Source organism: Thermophilibacter sp. ET337 (genome assembly GCF_024733715.1).
In the GTDB taxonomy this organism is placed as follows: Bacteria; Actinomycetota; Coriobacteriia; order Coriobacteriales; family Atopobiaceae; genus Thermophilibacter.
Window position 1 is genome coordinate 173,703 of record NZ_JANRHO010000001.1, and the last position, 16,518, is coordinate 190,220.

Genomic DNA, 16,518 nt, shown 5'->3' on the forward strand with positions numbered 1-16,518 from the left:
CCCGTTGATGGGATGTGGCATCGGTCTCACATCGAGCGGGGCCGGCGGCTCGGCGACCGCGTCGCGGCCCGCAGGCTCGGCGACCGCGTCGCGGGGCGCCGGCGCTACACCACGAACAGAAGCGCGGCGAGCGTGATGCACACGCTGCCGGCCAGCGTGAAGAGATGGAACACAAAGTGCAGGTACGGCACCTTCTTGATGGCGTAGAAGACCGCGCCCACGGTGTAGCTCAGGCCCCCGGCGAGAAGCAGCCAGAACGCAGGCGGCGCCAGCAGCTCCCAGAGGTCGCCGATGTGAAAGACCACGAGCCAGCCCATGAGCACGTAGACCGCGGCGGTGAGCCAGGCGGGCTGGCGCTCGCGCAGCAGGCACTCGGCGACGATGCCGACCACGGCCACGCCCCACACCGCGCAGCACAGCACAAGCCCGCCGCGGTCGGCCAACGTGACCAGCGAGAAGGGCGCGTAGCTCCCGGCGATGAGCAGGTAGATGCCGCAGTGGTCGAGCACGCGGAAGACCGCCTTGGCCTTCTCGGGCGCGAGCGCGTGGTAGAGCGTGGAGAAGAGGTACTCGACGATCAGCGAGATGCCCATGAGCAGCGCCGCCGCGAGGCGCACGCCGCCGCCGTGGCTCACGGCCATCACGATCAGCAGCACGAGCGCCGCGATCGAGAGCAGCACGCCCACCCCGTGGCTCACGGAGTTGGCGATCTCCTCGCCGAGCGAGTAGAGCTTCTTGCGGATGGGTCCCTTGGGTTTGCGGGTATTCTGAGGCGCCGGCGCGGCGTCGGCGAGCTGTCCTGCCATGAGCGCTCCCTAGGATCGGGCGGGCCGTCTCGGGGGGTATAATGACCCACGCTGTGACGTGAAGGCACCAAACAGCATACCCCTACCGTCTGTCAGGGAGGCATCCTTGAGAAAATCGACGTTCTTCGGAAACTTTGTCGCGTGGGTCGCGGCCGCCGCCGTCTGCATCTCGTTTCTCGCCTGGTACCACATGAGCGACGCGACCGCCGTCGCCTCCGCGATCGAGAGCTCCGCCCTCGTCCAGCTGGGCGTGGTGCTGGCCTCGCCGGTGCTGCTCTTTGCCATGGGCGTCGTCATCGGGCTCCTGCTGCTCTGGTTCAAGAAGATCCTCATGGGCCGCACGGCCAAGCGCGCCTGCCGGGCCGCGGGCATCGCGGGGCTGGCGCTGCTCGCCCTCGTGGCGGTGCCCGTCCTTGCGCCGAGCACGGAGGGCGCGTTTCTCGGCGTCAGCGTCGTGGTGGTGTACGTGACCATGGCGGCGCCGATCTTGATCATGATGCTCGGATTTCTCTACGCGCTGGGCTGCGCCGGGGTGGACGCGAGCAAGCGGGGCCCCTTCGCCAAGTACCTGCCCGATGACGAGCGCGTCGGCCGCGCCGAGCGCGCCGATGCCGAGAAGGACGGGCGCGACGCGTAGCGCGTCGCCCGCGAGAGGAGAGACAGATGCTGCAGATGCCGTTCTCGAGGAAGGGCGTCCCCTACGCCATGAGCGCGAGGGCGTACTACCCCAACCTCGTCGTCGTGTCCGTGCTGCTCCTGGGCAGCGTCATCCTCAACTCCGTGGCGCAGGGCGCTGACGTCTCGGTCCAGCTGCAGGCTGCGGGCTCCTATGCGCTGCCGGTCACGCTCTACCTCTTCGCCGCCCTCATCGGGCTCATCTTCGTGCGCCGCTCCGGGCTGACGCTGCCCGCCGCCGCCCAGGCGATCTGCCGTGCGGCGAGCGCGCTCGTCCTCGTGACCCTGCTCGTGGCACTGGTGCCCTATCTGCTGCCGAGCCCGCCCGAGGGCATGACGCTGCCGGCGACGCTGTTCTGGGCCGTGCTGGGGCTTCCCGTCGTCGACCTTGCGCTCGGCTTCGTCTACGCGCTCGCCTGGGCGCCGATCACGGGCAGCGCCGAGGACGTCAACGCGCGCGAGGCCGCCGAGCGCCTCCGCGAGCGAGAGGCGCAGGAGCAGGAGGCCTCGCTCAAGGCGAGCTCCGAGGCGCGCGCCCGCCGCCGTGCCGAGCGCGCCCGCCGCGCGGAGGAGAAGCGCGCCGCCAAGGCCGAGAAGGACCGGGGCGGAAAGGCCGAGAAGGGCCAGGGCAAGCAGGGCAAGAAGGGCTCAAGCAAGCATTAACCTCGCCCCGGGGCCTCGTGCGGCTATCATTGAAGGGTTGACCCTCATATCGCACACGAAAGGCCCCCATGGAACTCGTCATCGTCTATCTGCTCGTGAACGTCCTCGCGGGCGCCGCCGCCTGCTTCTTCGGCAAGAAGCTCTTCTTCTGGATGCTCGGCGCGCTCGTCTTTCTCGGCGTCTTCAACGTCGCGCTCGGCGCCACGGAGGCCTCCCCGGTCTCGCTCGTGATCGCCGCGGTGCTCGGCGTCGTGGCCGCGCTGCTCTCCAAGTATGCCTACAAGGCCGCGGTCTTTCTCATGGGATTTGTCGCCGGCGCGGCGCTCGGCTTTGTCGTGACGATGCTGCTGCCCCAGGAGGCAGCGGACTTCCTCGCGCTGATCATGGTGGTCTCCGGCGTGCTGCTGGGCCTTGCCGGCGTGCGCTGGTCCGACGCGATCGTGCGCTGGGGCACGGCCTGGACCGGCGCGACCTTCGTGGTGCCCAACGTGCTCGCCGCCGCGTTGGCCTTTGGGCCGCTCGCCGAGCTCGCCGTCCCGGGCGACGCCATGGCGACCTTCGACGCGCTCTCCGGCTTCATCGGCGGCGAGTTCGCCGCCGCCTACGGCACGCCGATCCTGGTGGGCACGATCGTGCTCGCCGTGGCGGGCGCCATCGTCCAGACCCGCGTCAGCGACTAGCCTGCCACGGGTCGCGGCGGGGGAGCGGCGCCTGGCGCTTGCGGATTCCCACCCGTCGCACAGCCCGCTCCCGAGACGCTCACAGAACCGTCCCCGTCGCACGGCTCGTTCCCGAGACGCTCACAAAACCCCGCCCATCCCACGGCGCCGGACGGCGTCGCCTCGGATGGGCGGGGTTTCTCAAACTCGGGGCGTTCTTCTCGCCAGACGCTACACGACGTTGACCTCGCGGATCTCGCCGCGGGTGCCCTCGTAGCGCGAGATGGAGTACTCGAACGGCGTGCCGTCGTCGAGAAAGCCCACCTGCGCGATCTCGAGCATGGGGACGCCGGGCTTGGTGTCCAGCCGCTCGGCCTCCTCCTCGGTCGCGGGCACGGCGCGCAGGATGCGGTGGAAGCTCGAGATCTTGAGCCCCAGGGTGTTCTGGATGTAGTCGTAGACCGAGAGGTAGAGCTGCGAGCGCTTGAGGCCCGGGATGAGGTCGAGCGGCATGTAGGTGTACTCGATGACCATGGGCTTGCCGTCGAGGCAGCGCGCGCGGCAGTGGTAGTAGGCGAAGTCGTCCGGCTGGATGTTGAGGTGGCGCGCGATGTTGGCCGGCGGGTTCACGATCGAGAAGTCGTAGACCACGGAGCTGACCTTCTTGCCCTCGCCCTCGTGCTCCTTGGTGAAGCCCGCGGCGCGGTCGGAGTGCGAGAATGCGAAGGAGTCGTCGTCGAAGTCCGCCGCGGTGCCGTCGATGCGCTCGATGCCGGTCTGCTCGAAGAGCTCGGTGGTGTTCTTGACGTAGGTGCCCGAGCCGCGCCTGCTGGAGATGAGGCCCTTGTCCGTGAGAAGGTCGATGGCGCGCTTGATGGTGATCTTGCTCACGCCGTAGGCCTCGCAGAGCTCCACCACGGTGGGGAGCTTCGAGTTTGGCCGCAGGGCGCCCGCCTCGATGCTGCGCTGGATGTCCGCTGCGATGGCCTGGTACTTCAGCATGGCGACCTCCCTCGGTGCTCGGGACGCCACTCCTGCCGCCCGCGAACGGTAGATAATGAGCCGTCAACGGTTCTTCTCGCCAAATCATCGAAAAAAACTGTCGAACGTTCACCGCAGTGCGCTCACGAAATAGCCAATAAACCGCTGGTAGAAACGATTTGCTAGCGCTGTTGTACCTATTATGGCCCAAGCATCGCGCTTCTATACCTAGAAAATCCCCCTCCTTAGAAATAATTAGAGCGCTATAATCATGCCAACGAAGCGTGATAGCCGAACAGGCATCACGCGCGACTGGAAGACCGATTGAATGGAGGGCGTATGTCAGAGCTTACCCTGCCCAAGGGCTTCTTCTTCGGTGCAGCCATGTCCGGTCCGCAGACGGAGGGCGGATGGAGCGTGGGCGGCAAACTGGAGAACCTCTGGGACACCTGGTCCATGGAGGACATCAGCTCGTTCTACAACCAGGTGGGCTCGTACGTGGGCAACGACTTCATGCACCACTACAAGGAGGACCTCGCCCTTCTCAAGAGCATGGGGATGGACAACTACCGCACCTCGATCCAGTGGAGCCGCCTGCTCGACCAGGACGGCAACATCAACCCCGAGGGCGCGGCGTGGTACCACGAGCTGTTCGCCGCCTCCAAGGAGGCCGGGCTCGAGGTCTTTGTGAACCTCTACCACTTTGACCTGCCCACCTACCTCTACCGCCGCGGCGGCTGGCTCAACCGCGAGGTCTGCGAGGCCTACGCCAACTACGCCTACAAGGCGTTCTGCGAGTTCGGCCAGGAGGTCCGCTGCTGGTTCACGTTCAACGAGCCCATCGTCGAGCCCGAGAACCGCTACTGGCACCCCATCTGGTACCCGCAGCACCACAGCTTCCAGGAGGCCTGCACCGCCCAGTACAACATCTCGGTTGCCCACGCGCTGGCAGTTGCCCGCTACCACCAGGCCGTCTCCGAGGGCCGCATGCTCCCGGACGCGCGCATCGGCATGATCTGCAACTTCAGCCCCTCCTACACCAAGGACGACCCCACGCCGGCCGACCTCGAGGCCCTGCGGATGAACGACGGCCTCACCAACCGCTGGTGGCTCGACCTCGTGACCAAGGGGGCGCTGCCCGAGGACGTCATCAAGACCCTGACCGAGGACCTCGGCATCGTGCTGCCCATCCGCCCCTATGACGACCAGGTCCTCGCCAGCGGCGTGGTGGACTGGATCGGCTGCAACTACTACCAGCCGAGCCGCGTCCAGGCACCCTCCAAGACCCACGACGAGTGGGGCAACCCGCTCTTTGCCGAGCCCTACATCTGGCCCGAGCGCGTGATGAACGAGTCCCGCGGCTGGGAGATCTACCCCAAGGGCATCTACGACTTCGGCATGAAGTGCAAGAACGAGTATCCCGAGCTCGAGTGGTACGTCTCCGAGAACGGCATCGGCATCGAGCGCGAGTACCTCAACAAGGACCCGAAGACCCAGCAGGTCATCGACGACTACCGCGTGGACTTCGTCCGCCAGCACCTCGAGTGGATCGCCCGTGCGATCAACGACGGTGCCAAGTGCGTGGGCTACCACTACTGGGGCATGATCGACAACTGGTCCTGGGCCAACGCCTACAAGAACCGCTACGGCTTCGTCGAGGTCGACCTCATGGAGAACTACGAGCGCAGGCCCAAGAAGTCGGCCGCCTGGCTCACCGAGGTCGCGACGTCGCACGTCGTCAAGTAAGTCCTCCTTCTTGCGCGGGCGAGAAGGACGGTGAAGCCAGCCTCCGTCCTTCTCGCCGGCGTATCCCTCGCGCCGCCCGGCGGCGCACGACCATTCTTGTTGCAAGGGACGCGCTCTTCAGGGAGAGGGAGCGTCTGAAGCAGGCACTATCCAAATGTAAGGAGTGAAAACAATGGCCAACGGTCAGAGCTTCCTTGACAAGTTCTCGGAGGTTTCCGCAAAGATCGGCAACCAGGTGCACCTCCGCTCGCTGCGCGACGGCTTTGCCACCATCATGCCGGTCTTCATCCTCGCCGGTCTTGCGGCACTGTTCAATAACGTCCTCTTCACGTTCCTGTGGAGCGTCAACCCCGCGAGCCCGGGCATCTTCCCCAACGCCGACATCCTGGCGACGGCCCAGTACTGGGGCGCCGCGCTCTCCCAGGGCGCGCTCTCGGTCTCCGCAATCCTGCTGTGCGGCATGGTCGCCTACAGCCTTGCGACCAACAAGCGCTTTGACAACCCCATCTCCTGCGTGGTTGTCGCCCTTTCCGTGTTCTTCATCATGATGCCGCAGACCGTGACGGCCACCCTCGCCGCCAGCTCGCCGCTGGTCACCGAGGAGGTCACCTCCGCCGCGGTCACCGGCGCCTTCATCACCAGCTACACCGGCACCAACGGCATGTTCACGGCCATCATCATCGGCCTGGTCGCGCCCACGCTCTTCATCAAGGTGTCCGGCGTCGACAAGCTGCGCATCAAGATGCCCGAGGGCGTGCCCCCCGCGGTCGAGAAGTCCTTCAACGTCCTGATCCCGATGCTGCTCACCCTGGGCGCCTTCGGCCTGCTCGCGATGATTCTCTTCGCCGGCTTCCAGACCGACATCACCGCCCTCATCAACACCTTCATCCAGACCCCGCTGCGCGCTCTCACCACCAACCCGATCGGCCTCGTCGTGATCTACTCGCTCGGCGTCTTCCTGTTCACCCTCGGCATCCACCAGTCCACGATCAACGGCGTGCTCGTCGAGCCCGTCCTCACGATCGTCCTCACCGAGGCCATGGAGCTCTACGCCACCGGCGGCATGGACGCCGTCCTCGCTCGCCCGGACGTGTGGCTGAACATGAATGTCATCAACGTCTACGCGCTGATGGGCGGCTCCGGCTGCACGCTGGCCCTGCTGATCGCCACCTTCATCTGGGGCAAGTGGAAGCCCTCCAGGGAGATCGCCAAGCTCGGCATCCTGCCCGCGATCTTCAACATCAACGAGCCGGTCATCTACGGCTACCCGATCGTGTTCAACATCCCGCTCATGGTTCCGTTCGTGCTCAACACCATCATCGGCATCCTCGTCGGCTACTTTGCCACGGTCATCGGCCTCGTGAACCCCACCTGCATCCAGGTGCCGTGGACCACGCCCATCATCGCCTCGGGCCTGCTCTCCACCGGCATGGACTGGCGCGCCGCCGTCCTGCAGGTCATCCTGCTCGCCATCTTCGTGGTCGTCTACCTGCCCTTCATGAAGGCCTCCGAGGCCGCGCAGCGCAAGCAGTTCGAGATGGCCTCCGAGTAGCCGGGACCGTTCGCGCACTCCCCGGGGCCGCAGGCGAACTCACATCTCCCTGCGCCTGCGGCCTAATCGAGGCTTGAACTAGACTGTTCGTTGGTACCTGCACGTCACGCCCGAAAGGGCCAGATGGGGCGAGAGCCCCGCATGGAAAGGAGCGTCCCATGAAGATCATGCTCTGCTGCAACGCCGGTATGTCGACGAGCCTGCTCGTGCAGAAGATGCAGAAGGAGGCGGCGTCGCGCGGTCAGGACGTGACCATCGAGGCCCGTCCCATGAATGAGGCGATGGACCACATCGACGAGGCCGACGTCATCCTCCTCGGCCCCCAGATCGGTTACGCCAAGGGTGACTTCGAGAAGGCCGTCAACGGCCGCTGCCCCGTCACCGTCATCCCGATGGTCGACTACGGCCGCATGAACGCCGCCAAGATCCTTGACGACGTCGCCGCCCTTCTCGGCTAGTTCCGACCAAGATCACGACTGAGAGAAGGGGAGGGACACCCATGGACGAAGAGATGGAGATGATCTGCTTCCAGATCATCAGCTGCGTGGGCACCGCCAAGTCCTGCTACATCAACTCGATTGCCAAGGCCCAGGAGGGCGACTTCGAGGCGGCGGCCGAGCTCGTCAAGCAGGGCGACGAGGCCTACGCCGGTGGCCACGACGTTCACATGCAGCTGCTCACGGCCGAGGCCAACGGCGAGCGCAAGAGCACCCCGCTTCTGCTCCTGCACGCCGAGGACCAGATGGCCGGCGCCGAGACCTGCAAGCTCATGGCGCAGAACTTCGCGAACGTCTATCGCGAGCTCATCGAGCTGCGCGCCAAGGTGGCCGAGTAGCCCACTGGAGGGACCCGCGCGTCGGGCCACCCATCGCACAACCGCATGCACATCGTACTTTGAAGGGCGCTGCCGGAGACGGTAGCGCCCTTTTGAGAACTCAACGAGGTTTTCCGACAGAAGGGAGCCAGGACATGGCCGAGAAGAACGCGGGCGCCGTCGAGCGCCGTCCCATCAAGATCGTCACCATCGGCGGTGGCTCGAGCTACACCCCGGAGCTCGTGGAGGGCTTCATCAAGCGCTACGACTCCTGCTCGGTGCGCGAGCTCTGGCTCGTTGACGTCCCCGAGGGCGAGGAGAAGCTCAAGATTGTGGGCGGCCTCGCGCAGCGCATGGTCAAGGCCGCTGGCCTGCCGATGGAGGTGCACCTCACGCTCGACCGCCGCGAGGCGCTCGCCGGCGCGGACTTCGTGACCACGCAGTTTCGCGTGGGGCAGCTCGACGCCCGCATCAAGGACGAGCGCATCGCCCTCAAGCATGGCCTCATCGGCCAGGAGACCAACGGCGCGGCCGGCATGTTCAAGGCCCTGCGCACCATCCCGGTGATCTTTGACATCATCCGCGACATGGAGGAGCTCTGCCCGGACGCCTGGCTCGTCAACTTCACCAACCCGGTGGGCATCGTGACCGAGGCCGTGCTGCGCTACACCAGCTGGAAGAAGATCATCGGCCTCTGCAACTGCCCGATCTCGATGCGATTTGGCATCGCAAAGTGGATGGACGTGGATCCCGACCGGGTGCGCATGGAGCTCTCCGGCCTCAACCACCACTTCTTCGTGACCGACGTCTTCATCGACGGCAAGAGCCGCTTCGACGAGGTGCTCGAGCGTTACTGCACGCTGCCCGTCGACGAGCTGGGCACCATGAAGAACATCATGGCGATCCCCTGGTCCAACCGCCTCGTGCGCGGCCTGCACGCCATCCCGGTGTCCTACCTCAACTACTACTTCTCCACGCGCGAGGAGCTCGAGCAGCTCGAGCGTGACTACGAGGCGCACGGCGTGCGCGCCGAGGTGGTCAAGCAGGTGGAGGCCGAGCTCTTCGAGCTCTATAAGGACGCCGAGCTGCACGTCAAGCCCAAGCAGCTCGAGGAGCGCGGCGGTGCCCACTACTCCGACGCGGCCTGCTCCGTGATCGACTCCATCGTGAACGACCGCGGAGACGTCCAGTACGTGGACGTGCAGAACCGCGGCACCGTCACGAGCCTGCCCTACGAGAGCGCCGTGGAGTGCGCCTGTGTGATCACCGGCGACGGGCCCAAGCCCATCGTGGTGGGGGAGCTCTCGCCCGCGATCAACGGCACCATCCAGATGATCAAGAGCTTTGAGCGCATGGTGGCCGAGGCCGCCGTGACCGGCAACAAGGACGTGGCCGTGGCGGCGCTGGTGGCCAACAAGCTCTGCGACTCTGACGCCGTGGCCAACGCGGTCTTCGACGAGCTCTGCGAGGCCCACAAGGACTACCTCCCCGAGTTCGCGTAGGCACGACGCCCGGAGGCCGCCAGGTCCCTGCTCTGCCTGCGCCCCGCGCGACAAGGCCGCGCGGGGCGCCGCTATGCGCGAGGGGGCTCGGGCTGGCGGCGTGGGCGCCCTGCGCGGGGATGTGCGGCGAGACGCGCGCGGACGCTCGCCACGGTGACGAAGGTTGCGTGCCCCTTCGTGAAGCCCTCGAGTCTGCCTGACTTGATCATCTGCGAAATGCGCGGTCGCGAGACCCCGAGCGCCTGTGCCGCCTCGCTTGCCGTCATCGTGTCAATGGCCTCAAGCGAGGAGCTCACGCCGATGAGACAGACGCTCCCGCCGCGGAGGGGCTCGTTTCCCAGTGTGGGAGAGGGGGGGCACGCGCCCGCCATGAGCCAGTGCTCCACCTCCCCCCTCAGCCAATCGGCTGCCATGGCAGCGGCTTCTTCGAAGGTGGGCGCCTCGGTCCCGCCCTCAAGGCCAAAGGGAAGGGCGAGGATCGTCCCCTCGCTCTCAAAGAGCTCGAACTCAGCCATGAAGAACATGCTCGTCATCCCTCGTCTCGTCGGTGATGCCCGCCTGCCGCTTGATTCTCGCGAAGAGCTGGTTGCTGATCTCGCGGTGCCGGGGAACCTGCGTGAAGTGGGTTCCGTCGGTCCAGTGCTCATGATTGGTGCCGCCCGTGGGGTGAAGGCCTGCCCTCCTGAGACAGTCAATGACCTCGCGCCTCTTGACCACGTCTTCCATCCTAACAGATAAATATTAAGTTAGATAAGAGTTATCGGGTTGCGAAGAGAGCGCTGCGGCATCACGCCACAAAGACGGCGACGGTGCGGGTCTGCGGATAGAAGGCGCGGCCGTTGCAGGTCACGAGGACGAGGGCGCGCTCGGCCGCGGCGACGAGCTCGTCCGCGCCCGTGTGCGCGGCGCTCGCCTCGCCGCAGGCCCAGGCGAGCCACGAGCGAAGCTCCTCGGCATCAGGGAACGAGAAGCGCTGCCAGCGTGCGTCCGCCATGTCGACGCTCGCGGCGCAGAGCGGCTCGAAGGCCGTCGCTCCTGCGGGCGTCTCCCAGGTTGCCATCCCCACGGCATCGAGCGCCTCCTGCTCGAAGAGCGGGGACACGTCATGGAAGAGGTAGCTCTCATAGGCAGTGCGGTGACCGTAGACCACCATCGCCTCGCCCTCCGCCTCGCAGCGATGGTCGAGGTAGGGCGTGCCGGTCTCCGAGGGCTGCCCCCAGAGGTCGGTGTAGAGCCAGGCGTCCGGGTCGCGTGATCGGGCCGCGACCACCGGCACGTCGACGGTGGTCCCGTCAACGCGCAGCCAGGCACAGGCCTCGGGGTTCTGGGCGAGAAGGACGTCCCATGCCACGGCCTGCGCGTCCCCGGGCGTCTCGGCGGCACCGGTCTCGTCCTCGACCGGCGCCACCTGGCGCGCGAGCTCGCGGTAGCTGGCGGCGACGGCGCCGTCACGGGCTATGGCTGCCGTTCCGAGGGCGGCGGTCGAGACGCCCACGGTGATGAGGAAGGTGCACGCGGCTCGCGCGAGCCTCATGGGCTGCCTCCTTTCTCGGGTCCCGGCCCGGCGGGCGATCGCTCGGGCCGGGACCCACGTCATGAGGGGTGTTCTCCGTGTCGTGCGCCGTCAGCGTCTCGGGCAGCGCCGCGGGCCCTGCCGGACCCGAACGACGGTCGCGGCTATCGCCACGCCCACGCCAAAGACGATGAGTAGCGTTCCCGCGCCGCTCTGGCCGGTGTTGGGGAAGGACTCCCCGCCGCCCGACGCGGGGCCGGCGTCATCCGTCTCGTCATCTGCCGGCGCGTCGTTGCCGGGAGCCTCGACCTCGCCTGCGACCTCGACGGTTGCGGTGGCCTCGAGCGGCTCCTCCAGCCCCTCTCCCTCGAGAAGGGCCGTGTTGACGAGCGTCTCGCCTGCGAGCGCCTCGTCCTCGACGAGTGCCTCGTAGGCAAGCTCGACCACGTCGCCGACGGCGAGCTTGTCGAGCTCGAGCACAAGGTCCGTGCCCTCCAGGGTGGGGATGACGCCCTCGCACGGCTCGCCGTTGAGGCGCACCTCGAAGCTCTGCTCGTCGATGACGACGCCCTCGGGCAGCCCGGAGTCGGAGAGCCTCGCCTCGGCGAGGTCCGCCCGGGCGGTGGCGGTCACGAGGTAGGACACGGTCTCGCCCACCTGTGCCACGCCCTTGTCGGCCCTCTTCTCGAGGGTCGCGGGAGCCTCGGGGGCATCGGTCGCCTCGGGAGGCTCCTCGTCGCCGGCGGGGGAGGCGGGCTCGCCCACGATCTCTACCGTCGCCTCGTCCTCGAGCGGCTCGGGCAGGTCAGGGGAGGAGAGGCGGGCGACGTTGGTCGCCGCGGCCCCTTCCGCGCCCTCCCGCGCCACGGCCTCGTAGGCGACCTCGATCACGTTGCCGGAGCGCAGCCCTCCCAGGGCGAGCGAGAAGCCCGTGCCCTCGACGGAGGGCGTGGTGTCCAGGGCGTTGCCGTCGATCGAGACGCGGATCGTTGCGGGGTCGATCTGCACGCCCTCGGGCAGGCCCTCGTCGACGAGAGTCGCGCCGGAGAGGTCCGTGCCACAGACGGCCCTCACGGCGTAGGAGATCACCTCGCCGACCTTGACGCTCGCGGCGGAGGCCGTCTTGTCGAGGATGGTCTGCGACGCGTCGACGACGCTCACGGTCGCCGTGGCCTCGAGCGGCTCGTCGATCGACTCGGAGGTGAGGGTCGCAACGTTGGTCACGTCGGTCCCCGTGAGCTCCTCGGCCTCTGCCGTGGCGTCATAGGAGACGCGCACGGTCTCGCCGGGGCGCAGGTCCCCGAAGGGGATCGAGAACGCGTTGCCCTCGATCTGCGCGTTCACGGGCGTGACCTCGCGGTCGTTCAGCCAGGCGCGGATGCTCGCCATGTCGACGGGCATGCCCTCGGGCAGGCTCGCGTCCGAGACGACGACCGCCTGAGCGCCGTCGGAGTCCTCGGGGACCGTCGCCTCGACGACGTAGGAGACGGTCTCCCCGACGTGGATCCTCTCGCGGTTCGCGCACTTCTCGAGCGTGACGGCCGGCTCGTCCAGGGGAACGGTGACGCTCGCGTCGTCGCGCAGCGGCTCCTCGAGCGTGGACGAGGTGAGCGTGGCGGTGTTCACGACGGAGGTGCCGAGAAGCGCCTCGTCGCGCACCTGAGCCCGGTAGGTGACGCGCGCGACGTCCCCGGGCCCGAGGTCGCCGAGGTGCGCGGCGAAGCCGTTGCCCTCGACGTCAAGCTGGAAGTCGTCGACGTCAACGCCGTTGACCTCGAGCGTGACGCCGCGCAGGTCAACGGGCATGCCCTCGGGGAGGCTCTTGTCGGTGATGACCACGTCTTTTGCGGGATGGTCTGCGACGGTGGCGCTGAGCGTGTAGGTGGCCCACTCGCCCACGCGCACGGTGTCGCGGTCGACGGACTTCTCGAGGGTCACGACGGCGTAGGGGTCGACGACCTTGACGAGCTCGTCGTCCGTGCCGCCGACGGTGTTGGTGGCGTTTGCCTGCGCGACGTTGTGGAGCGTCGTGCCGGCCTTCTCGAAGGTGACGTCGTAGGTGACGGTGATCGACTCCTCGTCGGCGAGGTCGACGCCGGTCTCGAGCGTGAAGCCCACGATCTTGCCGGAGTCGTCGCTGACGTACTCGGGCTCGGCGTCGATGGCCTGGCCGTCGGGGCTGGTGGCGCGCACGGACCCGTGGACGATGGAGGCGACGTCGCGCTCGTCCATGAGGTCGGAGACGATGACGCCCTTGGCGACGCAGTCCTCGCGGGTCTGGGTGGCCACGAGCGTGTAGTGCCCGGTCTCGCCGACCTGGTAGGTGTCCTTGTCGGACGACTTCTCGATCACGAGCCTCGGGCCCTTGACGTCGACGACCTCGTCGTCGGTGGTGGCGGTGTTGGGCTCGTCGGAGACGACGAGCGCCGTGTTGTCGACCGTCTGGCCGGCGAGCTCGGCGTCCTCGATCTTGACGCGGTAGCAGACCACGATCTCAGTCTCGCAGGAGAGCGAGCCGGGGCGCGGGCTCTGCTGGTCGATGTCGAGCGGGTTGGAGCCGTCGAGCCAGACGATGCCGCCGTCGCGCCAGACCGGCCGTCCCGGGATGGCGACGGTGACCTCATCGTGGTTGGCGCCCTTGCCGTCGGCGATCGCCTGCTTGATCTGGGCGAGCACCTCGTTGAAGTCGGCCTCGGTGGTGGTCGCCTGGAGCTGCTCGTAGAGGTCGCGCATCTCGTCGGTCATGCCCGCGATGAGGTCGCGGTTGGTCTCGACGATGAACGTCTCGCCGTCGTAGGGGTTGTGCTTGTAGGAGATGGTGCAGGAATCGGTGATGTCCTTGCCCTCGCTGTCGTACACCTTGATGGTGTCGTGCAGCAGCTCAACGCCCTGGGTGTGCGCGAGGTCGGAGATCACGACGTTGCGGGCGAGCGTGCCGGGCGTGGAGTTGGTGACCTTGACCTCGTAGAGCACGTCGTCGTTGACCGTGAAGGCGTCGTTGGACGCCTGCTTGTCGATCGCGAAGTGGGGCTGGTTCACCCATACGACCGCGGTGTCGTCGTCGGGCTGGCTGTTGTCGGCGGTGATCTCCGCCTTGTTCTCGATCTCCCAGCCGGAGACGGAGTCCTCGGGGTAGGCGCGGTAGACGAGCGTGACGTCGGTGCCGTAGGCGAGGTGGTCGAGGTGCATCTCCCAGCCGGTGCCCTTGGGTGAGATCTCCCAGGCCGGCGTCACGGTGACCGTCTGGTCGTGCTCGAAGTCGCCGTCGAAGGGGTCCTGCCCCTCGGCCTCGCCGACGCGGTACTGGATGTCGGCGAGCGTGCCGGAGTACTTGTCCTGGTCGCGGCTCATCGTGACCTCGGCCCCGTCCTGCCTGACGGACACGATCATGAGCGAGCCGTCGTTGTTCCGTCCCAGCCTCATCCCCTCGGGGAGGCTGTCGTCGGTGATCACGACGTCGTTGGCGACGGTGCCTGCCTGTGCGTTGCGGAAGGTGACCGTGTACTCGAAGAAGCCGGGGTCCTGGTCGGAGGCGCCGACGTAGCCCTCGTAGCGGTCCACGCCCTTCTCGACCTCGACGTTGGCCGTGTTGGCCCAGATCTCCTCGGGGTCGTCCTCGTCGGGCGCGTTGGCGGCGTGGATGGAGGCCTGGTTCACGACCTCGTGCCCGTTGCCGGACTGGCGCACGCGGGCCTGGTAGGTCACCACGAGCTCGTCGCCGTAGTTGAACTTGTCGAAGCCGATGGACCACTCGTTGCCGTTGGTCTCGACCGCCGGGAGGTCCTTGACGCCGGTGGCCTGGACGCTCTCGGGGATGAGCTCGAGATACTCCGGCAGGTTGTCGGAGACGACGGTGTGGCGGCTCTGCGCGTTGGGGACGGTCTGCTGGTAGCGCACCGTGTAGGTGACGACGTCGCCGACCTCCCACTCGTAGTCGTCGGCGGACTTGTCGACGGAGAACTGGGGCTCGAGGAGCTCGACGGTGATCTCGTCGCCGGGGTTCTTGTCGCCGTTCACCTCGACGTAGCAGTTGTTGTGGACCTTGAGCGGGTCGGTGCTCGGTGCCATCTCGTCGGGGTCGGGGTACTCGGTGAGCTCGGCGTCGAAGACGAAGTGGTAGTGCTGGCCGAGCAGGTCGAGGTCCTTCAGCGCCTCTCGGTCGAACTCGAAGCGCACGGTGTTCTCGTTGGGCTCCGAGTCGTCCCCGTCGTAGATGACCTTGCCGAGATGGGTGACGTCGTTGCTCTCCTCGTCGAGCAGCCGGCCCGTGCCCTCGACGTAGCGCATCTGCGGCGGCAGCACGTCGACGATCTGGCAGGTGGTGTAGTGCCAGCCCCAGCGGCAGTTTCTCGCCTCCTCGTGCATGGTCACGTCCACGTCGAAGGTGACGTGGTCGCCCACGGAGACTCCGGACGCGGGGTCGGCCGTCTTGACGGGCGGGTCGACCGGGTGGTCTGGATTGGTCGGCGGTGCCGTCAGGAAGTCGGTCGAGAGGAAGAAGATCGACTCCGCCGTCTGCCCGGCGCCGTACGAGGTACCAAAGTAGAAGCGCAGAGGCTCTCCGTAGTGGCCGCCGTCCCTGGTCGTGTCGAAATAGCCCTCGACCATGCCCTTGTGCCAGTGCTCAGGGTCGCTGTCGTCGAGGCCGAAGAGCTTCTCGGTGTAGACGAGGTTGCCCTCCTCGTTGATCTTCAGGTCCTCGTTGCCCTTCGCGATGTTTGCCTGGACCACTGAGCCGGAGAACGAGAAGCTCTGGCCGAAGTCGAGGTCGGTCGTCGTGAGGTGCCCCTTGATCTGGACGGGCGTGTCCGATCCGGTGAGAACAAATTGCACGTCGACCACGAACTCGGCGAGACACATCGAATAGAAGTTGAACGTCTGGAAGTACTTGCCCTCGGGGTCGTCAGAGACGGACTTGTAGCCCTTCAGGACCGAGATGCCGGTGTTGAGGCCCGCGAGGTGCGCGGGGAGGTCCTTCCAGGTCCAGTCGACGATGCTCACGACGGCGTCGATGTCCTGCCCGTTGTATCTGCCGCCGGTGAAGCGCAGCCAGATGGGGGTTCCCTTGGGCGTGTCCTCGGTGATTTCGACGCGCCACCCTCCGTCGCGCTTGCCGATGTTCTGGTGGCTGTTGGGGTTCTCCTCCGCAGCCGACGAGTAGGCGAGAAACGGCCTGAGGTCGTCGTACCACTGGAAGCCCTCGTAGTCGACGACCTCGTCGAACCCGATGGACCAGGAGTAGTCGGGGTCCTCGAGCTCGTCCTCGGCCATGTAGTTGATGGGGATCGGGTCGAAGTCCATGTCCAGGCCATACCCGAAGGCCCAGGCCACAGCCGGGCTCAGCGCTCCCAACAGGGTGCTCAGCAGCAGCGCGAACGTCATCAGCGCGGCGCGGGCGCGCTCGCGCAGAGGACGCCGGGCCCCCGCGGGCCCTCGCGGCCTTCCCTTCGCTCTTGCAGTCCTCATGTGCCCTCTTTCTCTTGATGTGCGCGATGCGAGCCGCGCGCCTGCGTGGCGGACGCGTTCCCTCCCTTCTCCTGCGCCGCCCGCCGCCCCGTGTGGGGCACGTCAGGTCGTGGACGTCCGCCTGGGGACGTTTGTGCTTCG

General features: G+C 66.9%; 14 protein-coding genes. 8 read left to right on the forward strand and 6 right to left on the reverse strand.

The window, feature by feature from the left end; all coding sequences use genetic code 11:
* Positions 1–104: 104 nt before the first annotated feature.
* Complete coding sequence (locus NW198_RS00830; RefSeq protein WP_087313524.1) at positions 105–806, reverse strand: hemolysin III family protein; 702 nt, start codon at positions 804–806, stop codon at positions 105–107.
* Positions 807–912: 106 nt separating this feature from the next.
* Between NW198_RS00830 and NW198_RS00835 the strand changes: the two genes are divergently transcribed.
* The 3 genes from NW198_RS00835 to NW198_RS00845 all read left to right on the forward strand — a co-directional run bounded on the left by NW198_RS00835 (position 913) and on the right by NW198_RS00845 (position 2,824).
* Positions 913–1,443: a hypothetical protein gene (locus NW198_RS00835; protein ID WP_258339636.1), complete on the forward strand. Its 531-nt coding sequence runs from the start codon at positions 913–915 to the stop codon at positions 1,441–1,443.
* A 26-nt stretch (positions 1,444–1,469) separates the two neighbouring features.
* Positions 1,470–2,144, forward strand: coding sequence for a hypothetical protein (locus NW198_RS00840; protein ID WP_258339637.1), 675 nt, complete (start codon positions 1,470–1,472; stop codon positions 2,142–2,144).
* 68 nt (positions 2,145–2,212) lie between these two features.
* A complete protein-coding gene (locus tag NW198_RS00845; RefSeq protein WP_258339638.1) occupies positions 2,213–2,824 on the forward strand; it encodes a hypothetical protein in 612 nt (203 codons plus the stop codon).
* A 210-nt stretch (positions 2,825–3,034) separates the two neighbouring features.
* Here NW198_RS00845 and NW198_RS00850 read toward each other — a convergent pair whose 3' ends face one another.
* Positions 3,035–3,805 (reverse strand): GntR family transcriptional regulator, encoded by a 771-nt coding sequence (locus tag NW198_RS00850; protein WP_087313516.1) that lies wholly within the window; start codon positions 3,803–3,805, stop codon positions 3,035–3,037.
* 318 nt (positions 3,806–4,123) lie between these two features.
* On the opposite strand from NW198_RS00850, the gene NW198_RS00855 reads away from it, so the two are divergent.
* From NW198_RS00855 to NW198_RS00875, 5 genes are all read left to right on the forward strand, one after another.
* Positions 4,124–5,530: a glycoside hydrolase family 1 protein gene (locus tag NW198_RS00855; protein WP_258339639.1), complete on the forward strand. Its 1,407-nt coding sequence runs from the start codon at positions 4,124–4,126 to the stop codon at positions 5,528–5,530.
* A 172-nt stretch (positions 5,531–5,702) separates the two neighbouring features.
* On the forward strand, positions 5,703–7,082 hold the full coding sequence (locus NW198_RS00860; protein ID WP_258339640.1) for a PTS sugar transporter subunit IIC: 1,380 nt from the start codon (positions 5,703–5,705) through the stop codon (positions 7,080–7,082).
* A 158-nt stretch (positions 7,083–7,240) separates the two neighbouring features.
* A complete protein-coding gene (locus tag NW198_RS00865; protein ID WP_258339641.1) occupies positions 7,241–7,540 on the forward strand; it encodes a PTS sugar transporter subunit IIB in 300 nt (99 codons plus the stop codon).
* A gap of 41 nt (positions 7,541–7,581) precedes the next feature.
* Positions 7,582–7,917, forward strand: a complete 336-nt coding sequence (locus NW198_RS00870; RefSeq protein WP_087217736.1) for a PTS lactose/cellobiose transporter subunit IIA — start codon at positions 7,582–7,584, stop codon at positions 7,915–7,917.
* A 134-nt stretch (positions 7,918–8,051) separates the two neighbouring features.
* Complete coding sequence (locus tag NW198_RS00875; RefSeq protein WP_258339642.1) at positions 8,052–9,398, forward strand: 6-phospho-beta-glucosidase; 1,347 nt, start codon at positions 8,052–8,054, stop codon at positions 9,396–9,398.
* A 71-nt stretch (positions 9,399–9,469) separates the two neighbouring features.
* Here NW198_RS00875 and NW198_RS00880 read toward each other — a convergent pair whose 3' ends face one another.
* The 4 genes from NW198_RS00880 to NW198_RS00895 form a co-directional block, all read right to left on the reverse strand.
* Positions 9,470–9,931, reverse strand: coding sequence for a helix-turn-helix domain-containing protein (locus NW198_RS00880; protein ID WP_258339643.1), 462 nt, complete (start codon positions 9,929–9,931; stop codon positions 9,470–9,472).
* Entirely contained in the window at positions 9,906–10,115 is a 210-nt protein-coding gene (locus tag NW198_RS00885) for a hypothetical protein (RefSeq protein ID WP_087313503.1), read from the reverse strand. The genes NW198_RS00880 and NW198_RS00885 overlap by 26 nt, the downstream gene beginning before the upstream one ends.
* Before the next feature lie 70 nt (positions 10,116–10,185).
* Positions 10,186–10,932 carry a class B sortase gene (locus NW198_RS00890; RefSeq protein ID WP_258339644.1) on the reverse strand — a complete coding sequence of 249 codons (747 nt, stop codon included), beginning with the start codon at positions 10,930–10,932 and terminating at the stop codon, positions 10,186–10,188.
* Positions 10,933–11,022: 90 nt separating this feature from the next.
* Positions 11,023–16,377: an isopeptide-forming domain-containing fimbrial protein gene (locus NW198_RS00895; protein WP_258339645.1), complete on the reverse strand. Its 5,355-nt coding sequence runs from the start codon at positions 16,375–16,377 to the stop codon at positions 11,023–11,025.
* Positions 16,378–16,518 lie beyond the last annotated feature (141 nt).

Excerpts from the sequence above, each read along its gene's own strand:
- NW198_RS00830 (WP_087313524.1), bottom strand. The coding sequence starts at position 806 with ATGGCAGGACAGCTCGCCGACGCCGCGCCGGCGCCTCAGAATACCCGC.
- NW198_RS00840 (WP_258339637.1), top strand. The coding sequence starts at position 1,470 with ATGCTGCAGATGCCGTTCTCGAGGAAGGGCGTCCCCTACGCCATGAGC.
- NW198_RS00845 (WP_258339638.1), top strand. The coding sequence starts at position 2,213 with ATGGAACTCGTCATCGTCTATCTGCTCGTGAACGTCCTCGCGGGCGCC.
- NW198_RS00850 (WP_087313516.1), bottom strand. The coding sequence starts at position 3,805 with ATGCTGAAGTACCAGGCCATCGCAGCGGACATCCAGCGCAGCATCGAG.
- NW198_RS00855 (WP_258339639.1), top strand. The coding sequence starts at position 4,124 with ATGTCAGAGCTTACCCTGCCCAAGGGCTTCTTCTTCGGTGCAGCCATG.
- NW198_RS00860 (WP_258339640.1), top strand. The coding sequence starts at position 5,703 with ATGGCCAACGGTCAGAGCTTCCTTGACAAGTTCTCGGAGGTTTCCGCA.
- NW198_RS00865 (WP_258339641.1), top strand. The coding sequence starts at position 7,241 with ATGAAGATCATGCTCTGCTGCAACGCCGGTATGTCGACGAGCCTGCTC.
- NW198_RS00870 (WP_087217736.1), top strand. The coding sequence starts at position 7,582 with ATGGACGAAGAGATGGAGATGATCTGCTTCCAGATCATCAGCTGCGTG.
- NW198_RS00875 (WP_258339642.1), top strand. The coding sequence starts at position 8,052 with ATGGCCGAGAAGAACGCGGGCGCCGTCGAGCGCCGTCCCATCAAGATC.
- NW198_RS00880 (WP_258339643.1), bottom strand. The coding sequence starts at position 9,931 with ATGACGAGCATGTTCTTCATGGCTGAGTTCGAGCTCTTTGAGAGCGAG.
- NW198_RS00890 (WP_258339644.1), bottom strand. The coding sequence starts at position 10,932 with ATGAGGCTCGCGCGAGCCGCGTGCACCTTCCTCATCACCGTGGGCGTC.
- NW198_RS00895 (WP_258339645.1), bottom strand. The coding sequence starts at position 16,377 with ATGAGGACTGCAAGAGCGAAGGGAAGGCCGCGAGGGCCCGCGGGGGCC.